At 52.2% G+C, this 22,202-nt stretch carries 17 protein-coding genes; 11 read left to right on the forward strand and 6 right to left on the reverse strand.

All coding sequences use genetic code 11. The annotated features are described in order from the left end of the window. Nucleotides 1-8 precede the first annotated feature (8 nt). The 3 genes from EHSB41UT_RS04690 (at nucleotide 9) to EHSB41UT_RS04700 (ending at nucleotide 5,342) form a co-directional block, all read left to right on the forward strand. A complete protein-coding gene (locus tag EHSB41UT_RS04690; protein ID WP_087107315.1) occupies nucleotides 9-659 on the forward strand; it encodes an HAD family hydrolase in 651 nt (216 codons plus the stop codon). Nucleotides 660-745: 86 nt separating this feature from the next. Continuing rightward, entirely contained in the window at nucleotides 746-2,323 is a 1,578-nt protein-coding gene (locus tag EHSB41UT_RS04695; protein WP_133060393.1) for a tetratricopeptide repeat protein, read from the forward strand. A gap of 205 nt (nucleotides 2,324-2,528) precedes the next feature. Continuing rightward, nucleotides 2,529-5,342 (forward strand): M16 family metallopeptidase, encoded by a 2,814-nt coding sequence (locus EHSB41UT_RS04700; RefSeq protein ID WP_087107319.1) that lies wholly within the window; start codon nucleotides 2,529-2,531, stop codon nucleotides 5,340-5,342. Between the two features lie 84 nt (nucleotides 5,343-5,426). Here the strand turns inward: EHSB41UT_RS04700 and EHSB41UT_RS04705 are convergent, their stop codons facing one another. Then, a complete protein-coding gene (locus tag EHSB41UT_RS04705; protein WP_087107321.1) occupies nucleotides 5,427-7,025 on the reverse strand; it encodes a protein kinase domain-containing protein in 1,599 nt (532 codons plus the stop codon). A gap of 133 nt (nucleotides 7,026-7,158) precedes the next feature. On the opposite strand from EHSB41UT_RS04705, the gene EHSB41UT_RS04710 reads away from it, so the two are divergent. Beyond that, the gene (locus EHSB41UT_RS04710; protein ID WP_087107322.1) at nucleotides 7,159-8,130 is read left to right on the forward strand and encodes a D-2-hydroxyacid dehydrogenase; all 972 of its coding nucleotides are present in this window, start codon (nucleotides 7,159-7,161) and stop codon (nucleotides 8,128-8,130) included. A 2-nt stretch (nucleotides 8,131-8,132) separates the two neighbouring features. Here EHSB41UT_RS04710 and EHSB41UT_RS04715 read toward each other — a convergent pair whose 3' ends face one another. Beyond that, entirely contained in the window at nucleotides 8,133-9,404 is a 1,272-nt protein-coding gene (locus tag EHSB41UT_RS04715; RefSeq protein WP_133060394.1) for a hypothetical protein, read from the reverse strand. 311 nt (nucleotides 9,405-9,715) lie between these two features. Here EHSB41UT_RS04715 and EHSB41UT_RS04720 point away from each other — a divergent pair, with 311 nt between their 5' ends. The 3 genes from EHSB41UT_RS04720 (at nucleotide 9,716) to EHSB41UT_RS04730 (ending at nucleotide 12,480) form a co-directional block, all read left to right on the forward strand. Next, on the forward strand, nucleotides 9,716-10,465 hold the full coding sequence (locus EHSB41UT_RS04720) for a MipA/OmpV family protein (protein ID WP_087107326.1): 750 nt from the start codon (nucleotides 9,716-9,718) through the stop codon (nucleotides 10,463-10,465). Nucleotides 10,466-10,580: 115 nt separating this feature from the next. Then, nucleotides 10,581-11,978 (forward strand): asparagine--tRNA ligase, encoded by a 1,398-nt coding sequence (asnS, locus tag EHSB41UT_RS04725; protein WP_087107328.1) that lies wholly within the window; start codon nucleotides 10,581-10,583, stop codon nucleotides 11,976-11,978. Between the two features lie 133 nt (nucleotides 11,979-12,111). After that, nucleotides 12,112-12,480, forward strand: coding sequence for a VOC family protein (locus EHSB41UT_RS04730; RefSeq protein ID WP_087107330.1), 369 nt, complete (start codon nucleotides 12,112-12,114; stop codon nucleotides 12,478-12,480). A gap of 80 nt (nucleotides 12,481-12,560) precedes the next feature. Here EHSB41UT_RS04730 and EHSB41UT_RS04735 read toward each other — a convergent pair whose 3' ends face one another. From EHSB41UT_RS04735 to EHSB41UT_RS04750, 4 genes are all read right to left on the reverse strand, one after another. Continuing rightward, nucleotides 12,561-13,358: an SDR family oxidoreductase gene (locus tag EHSB41UT_RS04735; protein ID WP_087107332.1), complete on the reverse strand. Its 798-nt coding sequence runs from the start codon at nucleotides 13,356-13,358 to the stop codon at nucleotides 12,561-12,563. Nucleotides 13,359-13,641: 283 nt separating this feature from the next. Further along, entirely contained in the window at nucleotides 13,642-13,851 is a 210-nt protein-coding gene (locus EHSB41UT_RS04740; RefSeq protein ID WP_087107333.1) for a DUF3012 domain-containing protein, read from the reverse strand. A 47-nt stretch (nucleotides 13,852-13,898) separates the two neighbouring features. Next, nucleotides 13,899-14,582 carry a helix-turn-helix transcriptional regulator gene (locus EHSB41UT_RS04745; RefSeq protein ID WP_165767149.1) on the reverse strand — a complete coding sequence of 228 codons (684 nt, stop codon included), beginning with the start codon at nucleotides 14,580-14,582 and terminating at the stop codon, nucleotides 13,899-13,901. A 92-nt stretch (nucleotides 14,583-14,674) separates the two neighbouring features. Continuing rightward, complete coding sequence (locus EHSB41UT_RS04750; protein ID WP_087107337.1) at nucleotides 14,675-15,397, reverse strand: energy transducer TonB; 723 nt, start codon at nucleotides 15,395-15,397, stop codon at nucleotides 14,675-14,677. A gap of 244 nt (nucleotides 15,398-15,641) precedes the next feature. On the opposite strand from EHSB41UT_RS04750, the gene EHSB41UT_RS04755 reads away from it, so the two are divergent. The 4 genes from EHSB41UT_RS04755 (at nucleotide 15,642) to EHSB41UT_RS04770 (ending at nucleotide 22,201) form a co-directional block, all read left to right on the forward strand. Continuing rightward, nucleotides 15,642-16,748, forward strand: a complete 1,107-nt coding sequence (locus tag EHSB41UT_RS04755) for an efflux RND transporter periplasmic adaptor subunit (protein ID WP_165767150.1) — start codon at nucleotides 15,642-15,644, stop codon at nucleotides 16,746-16,748. Further along, nucleotides 16,745-19,837 (forward strand): efflux RND transporter permease subunit, encoded by a 3,093-nt coding sequence (locus EHSB41UT_RS04760; protein WP_087107342.1) that lies wholly within the window; start codon nucleotides 16,745-16,747, stop codon nucleotides 19,835-19,837. Before EHSB41UT_RS04755 ends, EHSB41UT_RS04760 begins: the two co-directional genes overlap by 4 nt. Nucleotides 19,838-20,149: 312 nt before the next feature. Continuing rightward, a complete protein-coding gene (locus tag EHSB41UT_RS04765) occupies nucleotides 20,150-21,487 on the forward strand; it encodes a DUF1329 domain-containing protein (RefSeq protein ID WP_087107345.1) in 1,338 nt (445 codons plus the stop codon). Between the two features lie 93 nt (nucleotides 21,488-21,580). Next, entirely contained in the window at nucleotides 21,581-22,201 is a 621-nt protein-coding gene (locus tag EHSB41UT_RS04770; protein ID WP_087107347.1) for a hypothetical protein, read from the forward strand. The last annotated feature ends 1 nt before the right edge of the window (nucleotide 22,202 follow it).

The following is a 22,202-nucleotide window of genomic DNA, read 5'->3' on the forward strand; positions in this document are numbered from 1 at the left end:
CCGCATTTATGGGCAATCGTGTGCAAGCCGTACTGCTGGATATGGACGGTACCCTGTTCGACTCCGAAGCCTTCTATAAACGGCTTTGGCAGGATACTGCCCGGGATTTTGGTATAGACCTGAATGATCGGGTTTATAAGCAGTTTCTGGGAGCGCCCTACTCCGTCTGCAAACAACTGATTAAAGATCTGGGCGGAGAAAGCTTTAGTCTTGATGACTTCCTGCAAGCTATGAGCAAACAGGAAAGTGGGCATATTCCTGCCCTGAAGCCCGGTGCTGAAGAACTGCTGATCTGGCTGAAACAGTTAAATATACCGCTGGCTCTGGTCACCTCCGCCGAACATATCAAAATCCATAAGAACTTTGCGCCCCACCCTCAGCTTCAGGTTTTTGATGTAATTGTGGCCTTTGAAGATGTTGATCAGGCCAAACCCCACCCCGAGCCCTATTTGCTCGCCTGTAAAAAATTGGGTGTCTCGCCGGAAAATGCGCTCGCCGTAGAAGACTCCAATGCCGGAGCTCTGTCTGCTCTGGAGGCCGGTTGCCAGACCCTGATGGTTCCCGATGTTCTGGCTGTTGATGGGCAGATTCAAAGCCAGCTGGCGGCAGTACTCGACTCTCTGCATGCCCTGCCTAACTGGCTTAGGGATCGGCTCTGAGAGCTTAGCCAGACTGACATATCTGTCAGGCACTGCTTTTCGTCCCTGTAGTCCAATGGCTTTGACCATTGCGCGGGGCGAAAGCCATGGATACCACATACTCTCCTTATCAATCTTCAAGAAGCTTTGGATCTTCAGGCTCTCGCGCAACCAGCTTTCGCGCAACAAACCAGCCGGATCGTCGTCACCGGCAGACACTGAGAAAAGACTTCTCTCAACCTCGTCATATGCCTTATGGGCGACCAGAACAGGCCTCAAGTCATCAAGAAAGGCCAAGTCACAGAGAACGAGACGTTTCATCATTAGCAGAGCAGCTGGAACAGTTCACCCTGCCAGCCACAAGTCACCAACAGAAACAGTTGCTGACGGCCATTCAGTCACCGGATACCTTTGCCCGCCTGCCTACCAACCTTCGGCTGCGAACACTGTGCACCATCTATCTGCACGCCACTGAACAGAAAGACCGGGATATGCTCGGTGCGTTTATTGACCACATTACTCCGGATGATCTGCAACGTATTTTTACCAGCCGTGGCGATGATCTTCCTTTGCAGTGCTGGGCGCTTTGGTTGAATGCCTCCATGGTACTGTTCCAGCATTCGGCACGGGATTTAATGGCGCTGCACACTGGCTACAGAGAGGTTTATAAATTGTCCGCAGCCCCCGGTGAAGAGTTGGTTCAAACTGACCATCGCTCTCGCTGCCGCACCATTAGCCTTTATCGTTCCTGCCGTCAGTTTCCGGAAGGGATAAAAGAAGTCGAATTACTTATCCAATGGATTATTGCCGCCGAGTGCTCCGATGATTATCGAAACAGTCTGATGCTGGAGTTAAAGCAGGAAGAAGCTCATCTTTATCTGGAGCTCGGTAACCCTCACCTTGCCATGCAGGCTATCCAGGCGGCAGAGCGACTGGAGAAAACCTTGAAGGTTTGCTCGGGAGTCTTGCCGGTTTTACGCTCTGAGGTGTTACGACGGGAGAGCCAAAACCCGGAGCTTTCGGATGATGAAAAACGCCAAAAGCTGCAACAAGCTCTGGAGCAGGTGCAACCGGACATCGAAACTTATGAAGGTTCCCGCACACAGGCCGCCCGTATTCTTAAAGCCCTGGGGCAGTTCAATGATGCCCTGGTCGTACTGGAGGGTGGCGGTGATAACAATGAGTTCCGGCAGCGCCTGCAAGCCATGTGTCTGGTCAAGGTGGGCCGCTATCAGGAAGCCTTTGATATTCTTGATGGGTTAATAAGAAGCAATGAAAACTTCTGCAAACTCTGGCATGAAATCGCCATCTGCTGCGAAGACTGGAGCAAGGAGAGCAGCGGAGAGTTTTCCGCTCAGAAAATGCAGAATGCGCTGACCTACTGTATTCATTCGATACGGCTCGACTCGAACTACGCCTCAACCTGGAGCACCTTAGGTCATATTCTCAAAGACCTGAAAGATTATCGGATTAACTGGCACCAGATTCGGCGCACACTTCCCGATGAGTTAAAAGACTGCCAGTCTCTGGATACAGCCGCAGAGCAGGCGTTCCGGCAGGCAGACAAACGCAAGCCTGAACGGGTGAGCAATAGCATGGGGGATTCATTGGCCAATTCCATTCACGGTTCGCTCCACGCTTCACTTAACACTTCATTCCGACGTATGAGGGATCAACAGCAATAAGTGATCCACTCTCTGTCATTTCTCAGTAAACATTGCTAAAAATGGAGCCTTGAGTACTATTTATCCTGATTCAAAAAATCATAAGTACATAGTACACGACAGGCGCTCTGTAAAAACTGCTGAACTTTTTACAGTTCTTGTTGTCGTTAGCGTAGCTAGAGATGAATTGTTTCACTGCGCCCTAGAGGGATTGAAAAGAACCATTATGACAAAAACAACGCGCTCACCTTTGACCGTCAGCCGCCCAAAACTTTTGGCTGTCGCCCTGGCAGGTATCCTGACCGTAGGCTGTTCCGCTCTTCCTTCCGCCACAACTGCAACGAATTCTGCAGTGGCCCAACAGGCTTTGCCGGAAGTACAGATTCCTTTTGAAAAATTCACTCTCGATAACGGCCTGACCGTTATCGTGAACGAAGACCGCAAGGCACCGGTTGTTGCCGTTAACGTCTGGTACAAGGTTGGCTCCAAAGACGAGAAACTTGGCCTGCGCGGTTTTGCTCACCTGTTTGAACACCTGATGTTCCAGGGTTCTGAAAACTACCAGGGTGAGTTCTTTGTGCCGTTCAAGCAGGCCGGTGCCACCGACCAGAACGGTACCACCAGCACCGATCGCACCAACTATTTCCAGACAGTTCCAAAGCCGGCACTGGATATGGCGCTGTGGATGGAATCCGACCGTATGGGTCACTTCAAAGGTGCCATCAGCCAGGAGACTCTGGACGAGCAGCGTGAAGTTGTTAAAAACGAAAAGCGTCAGGGCGAAAACCGTCCTTACGGTAAAGTCTGGTCCCGCGTGGCAGAACAAACCTTCCCGAATGGTCACCCTTATTCCTGGTCCACCATCGGTTACATGGAAGACCTGAACGCGGCCAGCCTGGATATGGTGAAAGACTGGTTTGCCAAGTACTACGGACCATCCAATGCCGTACTGGTACTGTCCGGTGATATCGATGTCGCCACCGCCAAAGAAAAAGTACAAAAGTACTTCGGCGATATTCCAGCCGGTGAACCACTGAGCAAGATGGGCTCCTGGATTGCCAAGCGCACCGAAGACAAGCGTGACTTTATGCAGGACCGTGTACCTCAGTCCCGTCTGATGAAAGTCTGGAACACCCCGGAAAGCGGCACTGTTGATGCCTCCAACCTGTCCCTGATCAGTGATGTGCTGGGCGGTGGTCGCAACAGCCGTCTGTACAAGCGTCTGGTTCTTGAAGATCAGCTGGCGACCGATGTCAGCGCCTTCTTCTACGACCGCCAGATGGCCGGTCAGCTGTTTGTTTCTGCCGATGCCAAGCCGGGCGTAACTCTCGAGCAGATCGAGAAGGCCATGGATGATGAAATGGCCATCTTCCTTGCAGAAGGTCCTACTCAAGAAGAACTGGACCGTATCCGCTTTAGTCAGGCTGCGTCGTTTGTTCGCGGCACCGAGCGTGTCGGTGGCTTCGGTGGTAAGTCCGATATCCTCGCCTGGGGTGAAGTAAACCACGATGATCCGGCTTTCTACCAGAAGAGCGGTGAAATGGTGAAAGCCGCAACGCCAGCCAGCATCCGTGAAACCGCCGACGAGTGGCTGAATAGCGGTGCCTACATTCTGGAAGTAACGCCGTTCCCTCAGTACTCCAACGCTAAAGAAGGCGCAGATCGCAGCAAGGTGCCAACCGCTGGTGATACCGTAAAGGTTGCCCTGCCCGAACTGGAGCGTGCTCAGCTGGATAACGGCTTGAAGGTTGTTCTGGCTAACCGCCCACAGACACCTATCGTAGGTATGGAGTTCCTGTTTGATGCCGGTCTGTCCGCCCGTGGTAATCAGCCTGCCCTGCCGGGTCTGACCATGGCCATGCTGGACGAAGGCACCACCAACCGCGACAATCTGCAGATTGCCGCCGAACTGGAAACCATCGGTTCCAGCATCAGCACCGGTAACGGTCTGGACTCTTCCAGCATTACTCTGGATTCCCTCACTGTCAGCCTGGATCAGTCTCTGGATATCGTTTCAGATCTGATCATGAACCCGACCTTTGAACAAGATGATCTGGAGCGTGTACGCACCAATCTGGTTGAAGGTATCCGTCAGGAGAAGTCTTCTCCGAACAAGATCATCGCCCGGGTTCTGCCTGAGTTGGTTTACGGCAAAGGCCACGCCTACGCGACCCCTTGGAGCGGCAGCGGTACTGTCGATTCTCTGGAAAAGCTGAATCAGGATGATCTACGCAGCTTCTGGAAAACCTGGCTGCGCCCGGACAACGCCACTCTGGTTGTGACCGGTGATATCACCATGGACGAGCTGCTGCCGAAGCTGAACAAGGCTCTGGCGAACTGGCAGGCTCCTGCCGAAGCTCTGCCAAAGAAAGAGATCACCGAAGGCAAGGCGGCTGAGAAGTCCAAAGTCTATCTGGTCGATTACCCGGCTTCCGGTCAGTCCATGATCATCGCCAGCCAGCTGGTTACCCCAAGCAACGATAAGGACACTCTGGCCTTCAATGCCATGAATGACATTATCGGTGGTCAATTCACCGCCCGTGTGAATATGAACCTGCGGGAAGACAAGGGCTGGACTTACGGTGCCTGGAGTTATGCCAAGAGCGCCAAAGGGCAGCGTCCTTTCCTGGTGAACACCTCGGTTCAGGCCGACAAGACCGGTGCATCCATGGCTGAAATCGCCAAGGAGTTCGATCAGTTCCTGGCCAAGAAGCCAGCTACGGCTGACGAACTGGATCTGGTAAAACAGAACCGTATCCGCAAGTTGCCTGGCAGCTACGAAACCAACAGCGCCCTGCTGGGTTCCATCAGCAACCTCGTGGAGTACAACCTGCCGGAAGAAGACCTGTACAAGTATGGTGAGAAGGTGGAGGCTCTGAACCTGAAAGAGATCCGCTCCATTGCCAACAAATACCTGACGCCGGATAACTTTGTCTGGCTGGTTGCCGGTGACATCAACGTCATCCGTCCACAGATCGAGAAGCTGGGTCTGGGTGAGATTGTTGTTCTGGACAAGGAAGGCAATCCTGTTGCCAAGTAAGCTCTAGCTTAAAAGCAACCTGCTTGAAACCAAAAGGCCGCACCGGTTAACCGATGCGGCCTTTGTTCTATTAGAGCGCCAATTTCAACGCTGGTAGTTCACATAAGGATGCAGCCGGGGATCGGCAATCTGCCCGGTTAACATTTTTTCCAGAAAATCTTTTTCCTGTTGTCCCATCGCGACACCATTATCCTTGTACATTTCCTGGATTGCCGGTATCAGTTTGCCCTCATAGTGCAGATCACTCAGTTTCTGAGCCCTGTCTTGAATCTTGGTATCACGCCATTCCTCGGCACTCACCTTTCTGTCGTATAACCCATACTCATCAGGATCAAAGGGCAGCAATACGGTATCCAGCATGCTTTTACCTATTCTCAGCTGAATAAGCGATGTCGCAATTTCTGCGTTATGCATGGAGCGGGCTTTTCCCTTCCCGGTTTCGCTCAGTTCACTGGATGTTTTCGGACTAAATATATTCTGGGGCCCCATCAATGTAACCGGCGCCTCATCCGGGTCGGCATCCGCAGGCAAATCCTTCATCAGGCTGAAATCAGTCAGTACCACATGTTGCCCATCCTGGGACAAAAGCAGATTGGCTGGCCGGATATCCTTATGCACCATCCCCATCTGTAACAGCTCTTCCGAACAATCCACCAGCTGTCTGGCAACTTCCCGGGAGGCGGCACCACCCAGACGCCGGCCAGGCATTTTATCCAGAGCAGAATCGAGGGATTGGGGGTAATACTCCATAAAGGTGGTAATGCCACCATTACCATCAGCCTCGTAATCATAAACTCTGGTCAGGTTCGGGTGTTGCGTTTCCTGCAACTTGGCCAGGCAGGCCTGAATATCCTTGTCCAGCTTGATATTGTTCTGATCCGGTACTGGCTCCAGGACATTGTCCTGAGTCTTGCTGCGTACATAATCAACCAGACTGCGCTCCTCCGTCTTGATCACAACCCAGGTTGGCTTACCGTCCTTGTCTAATCGATTGGGGTCAACCGCCAGATAGACTTCTCCCTGTGCGCCGGCGCCAAGCCTTTGCTGGATAAGGCACCCTTTGAGGTTAACGCCATAATCCGCTAATAAATCGTGATAATGGTCATTCTGACCAATACCATGAGCAAATTGCTTTCTGGGCGTAGGTACCGGAGGTGCCAGACGCTGCCCCCCTGCCAGCTGTTCATCCTGCGAGAGGGTTTCATCGATCTCGACCTGAACACCCTCCTCACCCAACCTCTCAGGTTCCCCGCCATCAAAGGCAATTCGCTGGTCTTTGGTATCTGAGTAATCTCTATAGGGAAGAGAGGCATTCGATTCAAGATTCGATTCAAGGCTCCACTCCAGCCCTTCGTCATGATCTGCGGCGGGGTCGGGGGAATCATTATCACTGGGGTAGAGGGTGTCGACCAAAAGACCGGCGGTAACAGGCACTTCTGTCCGGCAAACGGAACGGGTCAGAATGGATTTTCCGTTCCCCTCCATCCACTGACGCAGGTTTTTCGTACAGTCCAGAAAGGTTTCCCCCGGGGTAACATGCTGGATGCCGCGACGATTAAACTCATCTTCACTGACAATGTTCCCCTTAGCATCCAATCCCAGTTTTTCTGTTGGATCATACTGCGCGCAGTGCAATCGGCTCTGGACATCATGGACCGAGATATGTATGCCGCCGTTATTCATGAACTTGCCCCGGTTAAAAACTTTACAGGGCTATCGGCCAGCGCAAGTCATAAATAAATCACCTCAGTAGCTCTGCCAGTAACACCGGCGTACACTCTCAGCAAAACTACCAATAGTTGGGAAACCATTGAGCATGCAGGCACTGCGCGGCGTTATTCTGGATCGTATGACCCTGGGAGATGATCTGGATCTGTCTCCTATCCTCAACTTGGATATTGACTGGACCGTTTACGACCACACCGAGGCACAGGATGTGGTTGAGCGAATCCAGGGAGCAAATATTGTACTCTGCAATAAGTGCAACTTCTCCCGGGACGTTATCGAAGCCGCTACAAGCCTGAAGTTTATGGGCCTGTTTGCCACCGGTTACAACAATATCGATATCGAGGCTGCACGGGATAATAATATTGCCGTAACCAATATCCGCGCCTACTGCACGCCCAGCGTAACCCAGCATACCCTGTCACTGATGCTGGCCCTCTCGACCCATCTGCCCCGCTACAGCCGGATCAGCACCGATGGTACCTGGACCAACAGTCAGTTCTTCAGCATTTATGATTCACCCATCATGGAGCTGGCCGGTAAAACCCTGCTGATTGTTGGTTATGGTGAGCTGGGCCGCTCCGTTGCCCGGGTTGCCGAAAGCCTGGGGATGAATATCCTGGTGGCCCGCACACCCGGCTCATCCAACCATTCAGATGATCGTGTTGAACTGGAAGATGGCCTGAAGCAGGCGGATGTGGTTTCCCTCCACTGCCCTCTGACCGATCAAACCCGCAATATGATTGCCGCACCACAGCTGGCACTGATGAAACCCCACGCATTGCTGATCAACACAGCCCGTGGCGGCATGATCAATGAGCAGGATCTGGCGGATGCCCTGAAGCAGGGTATTGTCGGCGGTGCCGGTATTGATGTGCTGACGGAAGAACCGCCGGTGAACGGCAATCCACTGCTTGATCCGGAGATTCCAAACCTGATCCTGACTCCTCACAGCGCCTGGGCGGCTAAAGAAGCCAGAGAACGGGCAGTGCAGCAGGTGGCCAATAACCTGACCGCCTTTATGAAAGGTGAACAATTAAATCGCGTTGATCTGGGTTTATAAAACTAAACGACTGTTCCCGACTCCCATTCCGGGAGTTGGCTGCTGTAACTGCTCAGGCTGGTCTGGCTACGTTGGCTTATCAGACTGCCCTGGAATGACTGATAGGCAACACCCTGGTTCAAGGTGCACCAATTCTGGTAAGCCGTCTCGAACAGTGATCTGTTCTGGCAATACTGCAACAGTTGCTTCTCACTTCTGCTCAGCAGGAATTTGTACATCAGAGGCGTCAGGCGATTCACCACATGCTGCTGATAGAGCTCAGAGGCAATCACAGGGCCGTTTATCTGCAGGCAAGCCAGCAGTGGGGCAGTGCACTCCACTTTTAATTGCCCCATAAAGGATGTGACCAGATTCGCCTGATGACAAAAGCAATTGAATAAATCTGCCAGATTCGCCGGATAGAGGCACCCAAGAGGGGGCGCTCCATTCTGGCGACTCTCACTCACCACCCGCCAGGCAATGTTTTTGTGTTGCAGGAGATAAAGACACCAGGGGTTCTTATCACACTGCTTCCAGTAATGGCGTCCTTCTTCAATCGTCATTCGTCCATTGTTGACTGCTGCGTAAATCCAATGAAGCAACTGTGCGCCACCATTATTTTCCCTTCCCTGGTTTGGTTGCAGTAACTCCCTCAACTCAGATAAATGCCACCCCAAAAAAGACATAACCATTCTCAGAGCCTGCGGAGTGTTTTGTTTGTGGTAGGTGCTAAATCCGGGAGCCTGCTCAGAAACAAGCCTCAAAGCGCCTTGAAGAACCAGTTCCGTATCAACAGTGTTTTTACGCCTGGCTGCTGGTGTACCGGCTCGCTTCAATCTGGAATCTGACCTGACGGGCTCTTCTTGTGATTGCTCTTTTGGCTGTTCTTTTGACTCTGGCGTCTTCCCAGCCAACTGAATCGATTGCAGGGGAGTATCCAATACCAACCTTTCCCAAAAATTTTGCCCCAAAGCCTCTTGAAGAGCTTCTGTGAAAAACTGTTTCTTGACCGCTGGCGAAGGTGAGTTATTGCCCTGGCTGTGCTGCTGGTACATTTGAGACTGCAAATCTTCCAGCGTATCCCATTGAAGAATACCGCCCCTCAGAGCCGCTTCAATTCTTCTGTGCTGAGAATCTGCGGGGAAACCAATCCGCCGGTAAAACAAACTACGGTCATGACGCTCAGGCACAAATTGTCCGGAAGTGGAACGAGACAGATTGGTTTGGGCATTTTCAACAACACTGGCTCGGGCAGTACCCTTCCCATCCTTGTTAGAAGCATTACGAGTGGTCATCTCGCTAGCGGGTAAAGATTCCCCTTCCGATATCTGATACCGGCCAGAACGCCCAATGCAACAGCACAGCTTCCTGAACATGCCCAATCACTCTTTATTAGTCCGTCAGAATAGCCTTAGTGCATCGCAGAAAACTTCGGTTCATGACAGCCGCGTTATTACTAACGAATACGTCACCATTCACAAACCAAGACAAACAACCAACAACTCAGAACAAACCACACACCAACCACGCAACCATCCTTATTGTTAGCCAATAGAAACCCTGTAGCGTGTGAACTTTCCACACAAAAAAATGAAGAGAGTGAGTTATGCGCGCAATCTGGAAGGCACTTCCTCTTGCTCTGGCTGCCGGTCTGTCCGCCTCAGCGATGGCTGCTGACAGTGAATACAATGCGGCCGTCGGTATTGGTCTCGGTTATGAAGACAGCGCCTACAAGGGTATGGATAGCGAAACCAAAGTTATCCCGTTCTTCCTGTATGAGCGTGGCAACTTCTTCGTAAAAGGCTTTGAAGCCGGTTACAAGGTGATCAACAACACCTCTTTTGATATCAGCGTTCGCGCCCGTCTGGCCCAGGAAGGCTACGACGCCAGCGACAGCGATTTCCTGGAAGGCATGGAAGATCGTGATCCAGCGGCTGAGCTGGGTCTGGCTGCGACTTATGCAACCGATATGGGTAAGTGGACTGTGGCTGGCTGGGCGGATATGTCCGACAAGCACAATGGTTACGCCCTGGATATGGACTGGGAGAAATCCTTCCGTATCAACCAGAACTGGAGCATTGCGCCACAGGCCGGTATCAGCCTGCGTAACGGCCAGCTGAACGATTACTACTACGGTGTTGAAAAGCACGAAGCTAAAGGCACACGTACTGAGTACAATGCTGGCAGCGGTGCCATCTTCAAGGCGGGCCTGAGCGCAACCTACGTGATGGATCCAAACCAGATGATCCGCATCGGCACCACCTTCAAGAGCTACAGCGATGAAATCGCCGACAGCTCCATCGTAGAAGATGACACCAGCCTGCAGGCCAACCTCATCTACGTTTACGCGTTCTGATCTCATCTTGCTGCAAAATCACTGCCATGGGCATTTTCCCGCTCATGGCAGTTTGATACCGCTCCCAGCCGGCTTATAATCCGCCTTTACCCTTTCAATTAGACGATTGCTGCCAATGAGCCATACCCCTATTGTCGATCTGTTGGCCGGCCACAAGCCGAAAGACAGCGAAGTTGAACTGTGCGGCTGGATCCGTACCCGTCGTGACTCCACCGGTCTCTCCTTCCTGGCTGTTCACGATGGCAGCTGCTTTGACCCTATGCAGGTTATCGCAGAAAACACCCTCGAGAATTACACCAGCGAAGTTCTGCACCTGACCGCCGGCTGCAGCGTTCGCGTCAAGGGTATTATTGTTGAGTCTCCGGCCAAGGGGCAGGACTGGGAAGTAAAGGCGACTTCTGTTGAGGTGATCGGCTGGGTTGCCGACCCGGAAACATACCCGATGCAGCCTAAGCGCCACTCCATGGAGCACCTGCGTGAGTTCGCTCACCTGCGTCACCGTACCAACATTATCGGTGCCATCAACCGTGTGCGTCACACTGCGGCTAACAGCATCCACAACTTCTTCGACCGTGAAGGCTACTTCTGGGCCAACACCCCGATCATCACAGCTTCCGACTGTGAAGGCGCCGGTGAACTGTTCCAGGTTTCCACTCTGGATTACAACAACCTGCCACGTAACGACAAGGGCGAGGTTGATTTCTCCCAGGACTTCTTCGGCAAAGAAGCCTACCTGACCGTATCCGGCCAGCTGAATGCCGAAACCATGGCCTGTGCCATGAGCAAGGTTTACACCTTCGGCCCGACCTTCCGTGCCGAAAACTCCAACACCAGCCGTCATCTGGCTGAATTCTGGATGGTTGAGCCGGAAGTGGCTTTCGCCAACCTGAGCGACGTAGCCGACCTGGCCGAGCGGCTGCTGAAAGCTGTGTGCTCCGATATTCTGGAGAAGCGTGCCGACGATATGGCCTTCTTCAACCAGCACGTTGATAAAGGCTGCATAGAGCGTATCAAGAAGCTGTCCGAATCCAGCTTCACCCGCATGACCTACACCGAGTGCATCGACGTGCTGCTGAAGTGCGGCAAGAAGTTCGAGTACCCGGTTGAGTGGGGCATCGATATGCAGTCCGAGCACGAACGCTACCTGGCGGAAGAATACGTGAAGGGTCCGGTTGTCGTAACTGACTACCCGAAGGACATCAAAGCCTTCTACATGCGCATGAACGAAGACGGCAAGACTGTTGCCGCCATGGACGTTCTGGCTCCTGGCATTGGTGAAATCATCGGCGGCAGCCAGCGTGAAGAGCGTCTGGATGTTCTGGATGCCCGTATCATCGAAACTGGCATGAACCCTGAAGACTACAGCTGGTACCGTGACCTGCGTCGCTACGGCACCGTGCCACACGCTGGCTTCGGTCTGGGCTTCGAGCGTCTGCTGGGCTACCTGACCGGTATTCCAAATATTCGTGAACTGATCCCATTCCCGCGTACTCCGCGTAACGCTAGTTTCTAGACATCCATAAAAGTCTCAAAGCCCGCTAGAGCCTTTGTTTTAGCGGGCTTTTGTTTAGGGATTTTAACCAGACTATTCAGGTTATAATGTTCTAACTACACTTCTTGCCTCCGCAACAGCAGAGTATTTGGTCATGATCTCCCACATCATGCTTCCTGTCAGTAATTACCAAAAGTCAAAAGAGTTCTATAGCAAAGCACTGGCGCCCGTCGGTTATTCCAGCGATACGGATTATGGTGACTCCTGTGGTTTTAATGATGGCACCAGTGTTGATTTCTGGATTGCGCAGAAAGAAACCGTCGTGCCAATGCATGTGGCTTTCAAGGCTGGCAGTAAGCAAGCGGTTGAAGGCTTCTATGAAGCAGCAGTGAATGCAGGAGGAACGGATAATGGCAAACCGGGATACCGTGATTATGGCCCAGGTTATTATGCGGCGTTTGCCTTTGATCCCGACGGCCATAATATTGAGGCAAACTGGATAGATACCAGCAAGGCTGAATAAAACAGCGGCATACCATTTTTAGACTGGCATGATAACCTGCCGAAATCTCATGCCAGCCATTTGCCTTTTATCGGAACCGATCAAACCATCTCTTCCCACATTCGTTTCTGGTAATCCTTGCACCAGTCCACAATATCCGGTGGCAGCATATTACGGAATGGGTGTGGTTCATCGGAAGGAATGACATCTACCATCATATCAATCATGGACTGGGGTGGAATCTGCAGATCTGGCCCGGCCAGCAGCTTCTGGATATCCCTGATTGGACCTTCTTTCGTGAAATTTACCTTAGGATCGTACCATTCATCGACCTGCTCATAGATTCGATCGTTAAAACCTGTTCGATAGGCACCGGGATTGAATGTTGCCACACGGATGCCAAAGTCTTTCAGCTCATCCTTCATACATTGGACGATAGCTTCCATAGCATGTTTGGAGGCGTTATAAGGTGCGAGAAACGGATAGGTGGTCAAACCGGCCATGGACGACACAAAGAAAATTTTACCGCTCCCCCGCTTCACCATTGCCGGAACAAAACCCTGGGTCAGCTCCAATGGTCCAAAGATATTGGTTTCCATTACCTCTCGGCAATAATCAACAGGGATCTCTGCAATCGGCCCGGTGGCGCCAGTACCAGCCACATTAACCAGAATATCAATATCGTATTCCCAAGCCCGCTGGTGATCATATCTATCATTGACATCCAGTTTCATAACTGTGATGTCCAGCCCTTCGTCTTGAAACAATTGTTTAACAACTGTGACCTGCTGATAAATGTAGACACCGGCAATCACCTTATGGCCTTTCTTTGCAAGTCCGATCGCAGCTCCCAGACCAAAGCCTGAGCCGGCACCGGTTATCAGAATGGTTTTGGACATGATGCACTACTCCTCGATATGGGTGGTCGCATTTCTCCACATGATGCCATCGCGATCCTTGTGAGCCAGCTCTCGATATGGGGTTTCAGTGGGCGCTTATGCTCGGCCAGTGTTCACAGGAGGTAAACAGATCGGAGTCATCCCGGCTTTGCAGAAAACTGTCCGCAATGCAGCTGGTCTCAGAAAAATCTATCAGCCCGTTAAAAGTTGGCTGTTCCACCCCTGACAGACACGGTGTACGACCCAAAAACGGCTCGAAACCAGGGATTGTTTGTTTATCTGATTAATTTCCGCTATTGCTATCGGATTTGAAAATACAACTCTTGGCGTAATTGCCTGCCTCATCCGCCGTCCAGTCACCTTTTGCTTTCTTGTCCATCTCCTTGCACCAGGCTTCACTGCCCACCTTCGGGGCGCAGCCGGCCAAGCCAATTAAAACGACAGTAACCAGTGCGATACAGCCCATATAGGCTGTACGGATGACGTGTTTCATATCCGGAACCGCTCAGTACAAAGGAAGCTGAGCAGTATAGGTGATACTCAGGACTTCACTTCCCGGTAATACTTGTAGACCGAGTGCTTGGTGATATTAAGCTTGTCGGCAATGTACTTGGCTGCACCCTTGATCTGGAAGATATTGCGGTGGAACAGCTCATGTACAATCTGGCGATTCTTCTGCTTGAGCGGAATATTCATATCCGTCGCTACTTCATTGATCACCTGTTCGGTCACCGTCTCCAGCATTTCGTCCATATCATGGTTGAACTGCTCGTCCAGCACCTGAGTGCCGCTGTCCAGGCCCGGCATCATGGTGCGGATGATTTCCGGGAACGGAACATCGAGATTCATATTAATGCAGAGAAAGCCAATCAGGTTGCCTTCCGGGTTGGTGATACCACAGGAGATCGATTTGAACAGGGCGCCTTCACGGCTGGTCGGCTTGGCACTCTGGGTGAAGTAATTGCCGGTGATCAGATTACCGGTACGGCGCATCTCAACCACCTGCTTCAACCCGAGGTCAGTCATCGGGGCACCGAGCTTCCGGCGGGTGATATGGCCATTCACGATATAAACGACAGAACTTTGCACATTCTCCAGAGAATGCAGCACGACTTCACAGTGGGGACCGACAAACTCCGCGATAAAGTCCGCTATGATGCAGTAAGGTTTTAACTCGGGATCGATGACTTTCAGGGAAAGCCCGGTCTGGGAAAGTGACTCCATAATTGCCTGTCGCTCTCTAATCGTTCTTATACCACGAGCATGACGGTGGACTGTCTGACTTTGGCATGCTCCACTCATGGATGCTTATTAATTCAGCTTAACTTAAAGCGGACAGGAATCCTAACCCGTGATGGTATTCCTCGCCCCTGTTCCAGCAACGGCAGGAACTGCCAGCCGGAAACCGCCTTCAACGCCGCCCTGTCCAGTGAGGCATGACCGGAGCTTTCCAGCACCTCCAGGCTGTCTATCCGCCCCTCTCTATTCAGTCTGATCTCCAGCATCACCGTTCCTTCATGGCCCATTTTTCTGGCTCGATACGGATAGGCAGGCGGTGTCTGGCGCCCGGCAAAGCGGGGCGATTCCATAAGCCGGTATTCGCTGGACGCACCTTGAGCCTCTTCCTCAGCCTGACTGTCCACTGACGATTCAGCCTCAACCTTCGCCGCAACCATTGGTTCTGGCGGCTTGCTGACTGGAGGCTCTGCAGGTTTTTGGATTTTGGGAGGTGGTTTAGCAGGGGCAGGGCGAGGCTTGGGAGGTTCGGGTTGTTTTGGACTCTCTATAACAGGCAGGGGTGGACTGATCTTTAACTCACTCTCAGCCTGCTTGGTAATAATTTTATTATCTTTCTTTAGTGCTGGTTCAGGTGCCTTTGAAACCTCCACCTTTGGGGAATTAACCAGCCGTACAGAAACCCGTTGAGCAGCCTCTACGGATAAGGTCAGGGTTCTTTGCCAGAAATCCGGCACCAGTAAACTGGCCAGCAAATGAAAAGCCACTGACAAAACAACAGCAATAATCAGCGCCCTGTTCATAGAATCCTGTTTTTAACGATCCAGCCAGCGTTATTTATGCGGTTAGAGACATTTTGCTACATAAAAGCCTGCGGCCTGTGAAACACCTGCCACAACTTACTGATATTCTCGCCAGACTGGCCACAGCCACCTGAAAAAAGTAAATATCCGGCATAAACGCGGACTGTTTTCTCCACAGGTTCCGGTGATAATGCCTCACCTTCCCCAACACTGCTTTTCCAGAGTACCGGTAAGCATGGTAGTAATGAATAGACATACAAAAGCAGGACTTCCAGTCCTGGCTGCCTTGGTGGTGGCCTTGTTACAGTGGCCACTGATGGCCAATGCTGAGTCCGCTGGCAAACAGTCCGGAAAAAGTGCTAACCGCCCTGGAATTGCCGTTACCAGTGCAACCGTTCAGGAAAGTGTGATCCAGCAGGAACTGATTGCCCTCGGTGCTCTGAAAGCCAGCCAGTCCGTCAATATTGCTCCACGAATCAGCGGTCAGATCAGCCGCGTGAATATTCCCGATGGGCAAAACGTCCGTCAAGGCGATGTTTTAGTCGAGCTCGACAGCCGTGAACAGCAGGCCAAGGTCAAAGATGCCCAGGTGGCTCTGGCCGATGCCCGCCGTCAGCTGAAATCTATGGAAACCCTTTTTGCCCGCAATGCAGTTTCCAAGGACGAGCTGGATGCCCAACAAGCCCAGGTTGACCGTATGGCCGCGACTCTGGAAAGCCAGACCGTTAACCTCAGCTACCACACCCTGACCGCACCGTTTACCGGCACTCTGGGATTCACCGATCACAGCACCGGTGCGCTGGTATCCGGCAATGAAGTGATTACCACGCTGGATGACCTCAGCACTCTGGAATTGACCTTTGAATTGCCGGAACAGGCCCTGCGCACACTGGCTCCTAATGCCGAGGTGATTGCCTCAACGACAGTCTGGCCCGATGAGGAGTTTGTCGGCACGATCAGCGCTATCAATCCGCGTATCAGCAGCACCAATCTGACCATCACCTCCAAAGCCGTGATTGCCAACAGCGATGGTCGCCTTCGCCCAGGCATGCTGGTGCAGGTACGGGTTCTGCAGGCTCCGGAGAAAACCCTGTCTATCCCAGCCCGCAGCGTATTGTTTGATGGCAACCAGCAATATGTCTACGTGATAGACAAGGACAGCATCACCCACAAACGCCTGATCACTCCGGGTTTAATAAACGAATCTACCATCACCGTTAAAGCGGGTCTGGCCGCCGGTGAGCAGATTGTTGAACAGGGCGTTGTGAAAGTCAGTGACGGCACCAAAGTCAGCGCAACCCAGAGAGCTCTGGCCGGCAAGCCAACTCAGGCTGGAGATGCACGTTCATGATCCTGTCAGAACTGGCGGTCAAACGACCGGTGTTCGCTACGGTGATCAGCCTGCTGCTGATCACCTTTGGTATTGTTGCCTTTCAGTTTCTTCCCATTCGTGAGCTGCCTGATGTTACGGCTCCGGAAGTGAATATCCGTACAACTTACGACGGCGCTTCACCTGAAATTATTGAAACCAAGATCACTGATCCGATTGAGGACAGCCTTGGTGGTATCAACGGTATTCAGTCCATTGAGAGTACCAGCTCCAATGGTTCTTCCAGCGTAACGGTGACCTTCTCGCCGGGTACTGATATTGAAGTCGGTGCCAACGATGTCCGTGAAGCGATCTCACGGGTTTCACGACGACTGCCCGATGAAGCGGATGCCCCGATTGTCTTCAAGGACAGTGGTCGGGGAGACGCCATTCTGCGTCTCTATCTAAGCAGTGAGACTATGTCGCCTGTTGCCCTGAAAGACTACGCTGAACGGGTGCTGGAGGATCGTCTGTCCCTGGTGAAAGGTGTCAGCTCGATTGATATCTACGGTTCCAACGACTACGTCATGCGTGTCGATCTGGATCCTGCCGCCATGACGGTGCGCGGCATCACCGCCCTGGATGTGGAAAGCGCCCTGCGCCGGGAGAATATCGAAATGCCCGGCGGCAAGATTGATGGCGCCCAGCGCTCTATTCCTGTCCGGATTATGCGTGACTACGACACCGAGCAAAGCTTCCGCAAACTGGTTGTTCGCCAGAGCGGAACATCCACGGTTTATCTGGAAGATGTCGCCCATGTGTCCACCGGCCCGAAGGTAGACGACAGTCTTTCCAAAGCAGATGGTCGCAACGTTATCTCCCTGGCTGTGGTGCCCATCTCCAATGCCAACCCTCTGGAAGTGGTGCGGGATGTAAAAGCCGAAATCGCAGCCTTCCGCCCATTCCTGCCGGAAGGTGTCACTCTGGACGACAGTTACGATGCCTCGGTGTTTATCGACAGCGCCATTAACGAGGTGGAAACCACCTTGTTTATGACCATTGGCCTGGTAGTTATCGTTCTGTATATCTTCCTTGGCAATATGCGGGCCACGCTGATTCCGGCACTGACGGTTCCGGTCTCACTGATCTCGGCCTTTATCGTGATTTACGGTATGGGTTATTCGATCAATATGCTGACCCTGCTGGCACTGGTCCTGGCTATTGGTCTGGTGGTCGATGATGCCATCGTAGTTCTGGAGAATATTTACCGTCATCTGGAAATGGGCAAAACCCCACTGGTTGCTGCCTGGCACGGTTCCCGGGAAGTGGGCTTTGCCGTTGTTGCGACCACTGTCGTACTGGTCATGACGTTTGTTCCCATTGTCTTCCTTGAGGGAACAATCGGACAGCTGTTCTCGGAATACGCTTTGACTCTTGCCGGCGCGGTGATTTTTTCCAGTCTGCTGGCTCTCACGCTGTCTCCGATGATGAGTTCCAAGCTGCTCAAGCTGAACGTAAAACCATCCCGCTTTAACCGCTGGACCGAAGCCTGGCTGACCAAAATGGAAGCAGGCTATCGCAAGGTTCTGACCGGCTTTGTGAAGAGACGCTGGCTGGGTGCCTCTGTGCTGGCAGCTTCTCTTGGGGCAACAGCCATTCTCTACCCCATGATTCCACAGACCTTTGCGCCATCCGAAGACCGTGGTGTGCTGTTTATTATGGTGAGCGGTCCCGAAGGTGCGAGTTTCGATACCATGGCGGAAAGCATGGAAGAGATTGAAGCTCTTCTGCTGCCACGGGTTGGTCAGGGCGTGATTGATTCCATGTTCCTGCAGACACCTGGTTGGGGCGCGCGCGGAGCCAGCTCCGGGGTGATGATTCTCAACCTGGAGCTGTGGGAGAACCGGGATATCACTGTCGCTCAACTGGCTGGCCAGCTGCGTAAAGAACTGTCCGCTATTCCTAACGTACGAGCCTTCCCGATTATGTTCTCCAGTATCGGTGGTCGTTCTCAGGAGCCTGTGCAGTATGTGCTGAGTGGCGGTTCCTGGGAGCAGCTCAATGGTTGGGCTGAGCAGCTGGAAGAACTGGCGGAACAGAATCCGGGGCTGACAGATATCTCGCTGGACTATAACGAACGCCAGCCGCAGATGGAGATCCGCATCAACAAGGAGCGGGCTCAGCTGTTGGGAGTTTCAACCCAGTCCATTGGTTCAACACTGGAGATTATGCTGGGTGGGGTGAATGCAACGACCTTTATTGAACGTGGTCAGGAGTACGATCTGTTCCTGAAAGCAGAAGACGACACCGTGCTTTCAGCCAATGATCTGAGCAAGCTGTATGTACGTTCCCACACCACCAACGAACTGATCCGGCTGGATAACCTGGTCACCGTTGAAGAGGTGGGCAAGTCCTCGCAGCTGCGTCACTACAACCGGAACCGGGCTATTACCCTAAGCGCCAGTTTGAACGAAGGCTACTCGCTTGGCGAAGCACTGGACTATCTGGATGAGCAAGTGGTTGAAAACCTGCCAACCGAAGTCTCGGTTAATTACAAAGGTGAGTCCTACGACTATCGCTACAACCAGAGCTCGATTATGGGTGTCTTTATTCTGGCGATGGTGATTGTATTTCTGGTACTGGCGGCACAGTTCGAGAGCTTTATTCACCCTCTAGTGGTGATGCTCACCGTACCTCTGGGCCTGTCCGGCGCTCTGGGCGGACTGCTGATCAGCGGTGTCAGCCTGAATATCTACAGCCAGCTGGCGATGATTATGATGATTGGTCTGGCGACCAAGAACGGCATTCTGATCGTAGAGTTTATTAACCAGCTGCGCGATCAGGGTAAAGAGTTCAGTGAGGCTATTATCGATGCTTCGGTTATGCGTCTGCGTCCGATTCTGATGACGGCTCTGACCACTGTCGTAAGTGCCCTGCCGTTGATCTTTGCCACCGGTGCCGGTTCTGAATCCCGTATCGCCATCGGTATCGTAGTGTTCTTCGGCGTACTGGTTTCCAGTCTGCTGACCATACTGGTTATCCCATCCATGTATGGCCTTCTGGCGCGCCGGACAACCTCACCAGATGCGGTAAGCCATCAGCTGGAAGCCGAGCTGAAACTGTCAGTCTGATTTAGGGTCAGTCCTAGCCTCTAAGCGAGAACACTCCAGTATAATGCGTGCTGGAGTGTTCTCGTTTTGCACCAGCGAGGTGCATTTTCTCCTCAAAAACATGACCTGTGCCCTTGCCCGACCCGCTTCGGAAAGGCACACTGCGCGCAAAGCTATCTGTAAACTGTGACAGACCGGCATTTTATTCTGGTCATTGACAACAACGACAGATTCAGTCTTTTACAAATAAACAGCCACAAGCGGAAAATGCCCACCCCTAAGTATGAAAATATGGGCGCATTTTCATCATAAAAAAATACCAGAGACTGCTGTATGAAACCCCTGTTATTCGCGATGTTTGGTGTGCTGGCAACAGGCTTGTCTTTTTCCACCCCATCATCGGCCCAGCTAAGCGATACCCTCTCTCCCGTCGGGGCCATTCTGGCCGGCAACAAAGAAGGCACAATTCCAGCCTGGACGGGCGGCATCAAACAACCACCGGCCGGCTACAAAGTGGGGCAACAACACCCCGACCCTTACGCCGCAGACCCGATTCTTTCAACCATCACCACCGCCAACCTGGATGCTTACCGCAGCCAGCTGAGTGATGGCATTATCAAATTGATGGAGAAACATCCCTCCTTCAAGGTCAATGTCTACCCTTCACACCGCTCTGCCGCCCTGCCTGAACGTATTTATCAGAGCAGCATCCGCAATGCCCAGTCTGCAGAGCTGGCCTTCCGTGGACATGGTGTAACCGGTGCGGTCGCAGGTATTCCCTTCCCGGTACCGGAGAACGGTCAGCAGGCCATCTGGAACCATACCATGCGTTACCGCGGCGATGCGGTCGAGTACACCGCCAGCCGTACCGCAGTTCAGCCCGATGGCAGCTACGATCTCGCCAAGCTTAAGCGCCAGGTGTTTTTCAATTACGGCCGCGCCGGACTGGAAGAAAGTGACCTGAAGAACACCCTGTTCTTTTACAAACACAAAATTATCGAACCACCCCGTAGCGCCGGCACCTCACTGCTGTTGAAAGAGACCATCGACCAGGTTGTGGCGCCTCGCAAAGGCTGGCAATACTATCCGGATCAGCGCAAAGTGCGTCGCCTGCCAGGCCTGGCGTATTCCGACATCATGCCGGATACCAGTGGCATGCTGACCGCCGATACTGCGGATATGTATAACGGTGCACTGGACAAGTACGACTGGGAGCTGAAAGGCCGTCAGGAATTTATCGTGCCTTACAACAGCTACAAGCTGCATGGCAGTGATGTTCAGTACGAAGATATTATCAAGCCAGGCACCATGAACCCTGACCTGCTCCGCTATGAGCTGCATCGGGTCTGGGTGGTTGAAGCGACTCTGCGTACCGGCATCAAGCACCCTTATGCCAAGCGTCGCTTCTACATCGATGAAGACAGCTGGCAAATCCTGATGGTGGATATCTATAACGCTGAAGGTGAACTGATCCACTACCAGGAAGCTCACCCCATCAACTACTACGAAGTTCCGCTGGTACTGAGCACCGCAGAAGTGATTTACGACCTGACCGATGGCCGCTACTTTGTTGATGGCCTGAGCAATCAGGAAGATGAATACGACTTCTCCGTCCAGCTTAAGAAGCGTGATTTCACCTCTGCTGGCCTGCGCCGTGAGGGTGGGCGCTAGAGAGACAGCCAAACTTATGTCAGAAGATGAAGTCCGCTACACTAGGCGGGCTTCATCAAGAAGCTGAAATTTAATAATAAAGACGTTAGAACAATGAAAATAATTAAACTCTCAGCCTTACTGACTACGTTTCTCTTGTTAACCGGGTGTATCGCGCCCAAATCCTACGTAGATACAAAACATTCCGATATTACCTATTCCGACATCAACCCTGTCGAGAAAAAGCACGATATCAATATTGAAGTTGAGTTCCAGAGAAACGGTGAAATCTTTAGCCGGGTCAATAAAGAAGTGATGGAGCATGTCACTCATACATTCAAATCAACCGGCATTGCCGAGATTGTTTCGCAGGATTTCAACAGTACGGTAAAAGTGACTGTCAACAACGTTGCGGACCTTTCTGATGCAGCCTCTAAAGGCTTTGCAACCGGGCTGACCCTTGGCCTGGCAGGAACCACTGTCACTGACTTCTACGAAGTGACAATTGACTATATATCCAAGTCTGGATCCCAGGTATCCAAGAGCTACCAGCACGCCATCCATACGTCTATTGGTAATGCATCAGCTCCACCAATTCAGGGTGCAGAGTCGACAACACCAGCGGTGGCATTTGGCCGAGTGGTTGAGCAGGTTGTTCTTAAATTTATTAAAGAGATGCAAAGCCAGAATATTCTCTCAATGAAAGAGCAGCAAGGCACTGTTTTGGCAATCTAAA

The sequence above is a fragment of the Parendozoicomonas haliclonae genome (genome assembly GCF_900174585.1).
GTDB lineage: Bacteria > Pseudomonadota > Gammaproteobacteria > Pseudomonadales > Endozoicomonadaceae > Sansalvadorimonas > Sansalvadorimonas haliclonae.

Coding starts and splice junctions, on each gene's coding strand:
- EHSB41UT_RS04690 (WP_087107315.1), top strand. CDS start 9: ATGGGCAATCGTGTGCAAGCCGTACTGCTGGATATGGACGGTACCCTG.
- EHSB41UT_RS04695 (WP_133060393.1), top strand. CDS start 746: ATGGATACCACATACTCTCCTTATCAATCTTCAAGAAGCTTTGGATCT.
- EHSB41UT_RS04700 (WP_087107319.1), top strand. CDS start 2,529: ATGACAAAAACAACGCGCTCACCTTTGACCGTCAGCCGCCCAAAACTT.
- EHSB41UT_RS04705 (WP_087107321.1), bottom strand. CDS start 7,025: ATGAATAACGGCGGCATACATATCTCGGTCCATGATGTCCAGAGCCGA.
- EHSB41UT_RS04710 (WP_087107322.1), top strand. CDS start 7,159: ATGCAGGCACTGCGCGGCGTTATTCTGGATCGTATGACCCTGGGAGAT.
- EHSB41UT_RS04715 (WP_133060394.1), bottom strand. CDS start 9,404: ATGACCACTCGTAATGCTTCTAACAAGGATGGGAAGGGTACTGCCCGA.
- EHSB41UT_RS04720 (WP_087107326.1), top strand. CDS start 9,716: ATGCGCGCAATCTGGAAGGCACTTCCTCTTGCTCTGGCTGCCGGTCTG.
- asnS (WP_087107328.1), top strand. CDS start 10,581: ATGAGCCATACCCCTATTGTCGATCTGTTGGCCGGCCACAAGCCGAAA.
- EHSB41UT_RS04730 (WP_087107330.1), top strand. CDS start 12,112: ATGATCTCCCACATCATGCTTCCTGTCAGTAATTACCAAAAGTCAAAA.
- EHSB41UT_RS04735 (WP_087107332.1), bottom strand. CDS start 13,358: ATGTCCAAAACCATTCTGATAACCGGTGCCGGCTCAGGCTTTGGTCTG.
- EHSB41UT_RS04740 (WP_087107333.1), bottom strand. CDS start 13,851: ATGAAACACGTCATCCGTACAGCCTATATGGGCTGTATCGCACTGGTT.
- EHSB41UT_RS04745 (WP_165767149.1), bottom strand. CDS start 14,582: ATGGAGTCACTTTCCCAGACCGGGCTTTCCCTGAAAGTCATCGATCCC.
- EHSB41UT_RS04750 (WP_087107337.1), bottom strand. CDS start 15,397: ATGAACAGGGCGCTGATTATTGCTGTTGTTTTGTCAGTGGCTTTTCAT.
- EHSB41UT_RS04755 (WP_165767150.1), top strand. CDS start 15,642: ATGAATAGACATACAAAAGCAGGACTTCCAGTCCTGGCTGCCTTGGTG.
- EHSB41UT_RS04760 (WP_087107342.1), top strand. CDS start 16,745: ATGATCCTGTCAGAACTGGCGGTCAAACGACCGGTGTTCGCTACGGTG.
- EHSB41UT_RS04765 (WP_087107345.1), top strand. CDS start 20,150: ATGAAACCCCTGTTATTCGCGATGTTTGGTGTGCTGGCAACAGGCTTG.
- EHSB41UT_RS04770 (WP_087107347.1), top strand. CDS start 21,581: ATGAAAATAATTAAACTCTCAGCCTTACTGACTACGTTTCTCTTGTTA.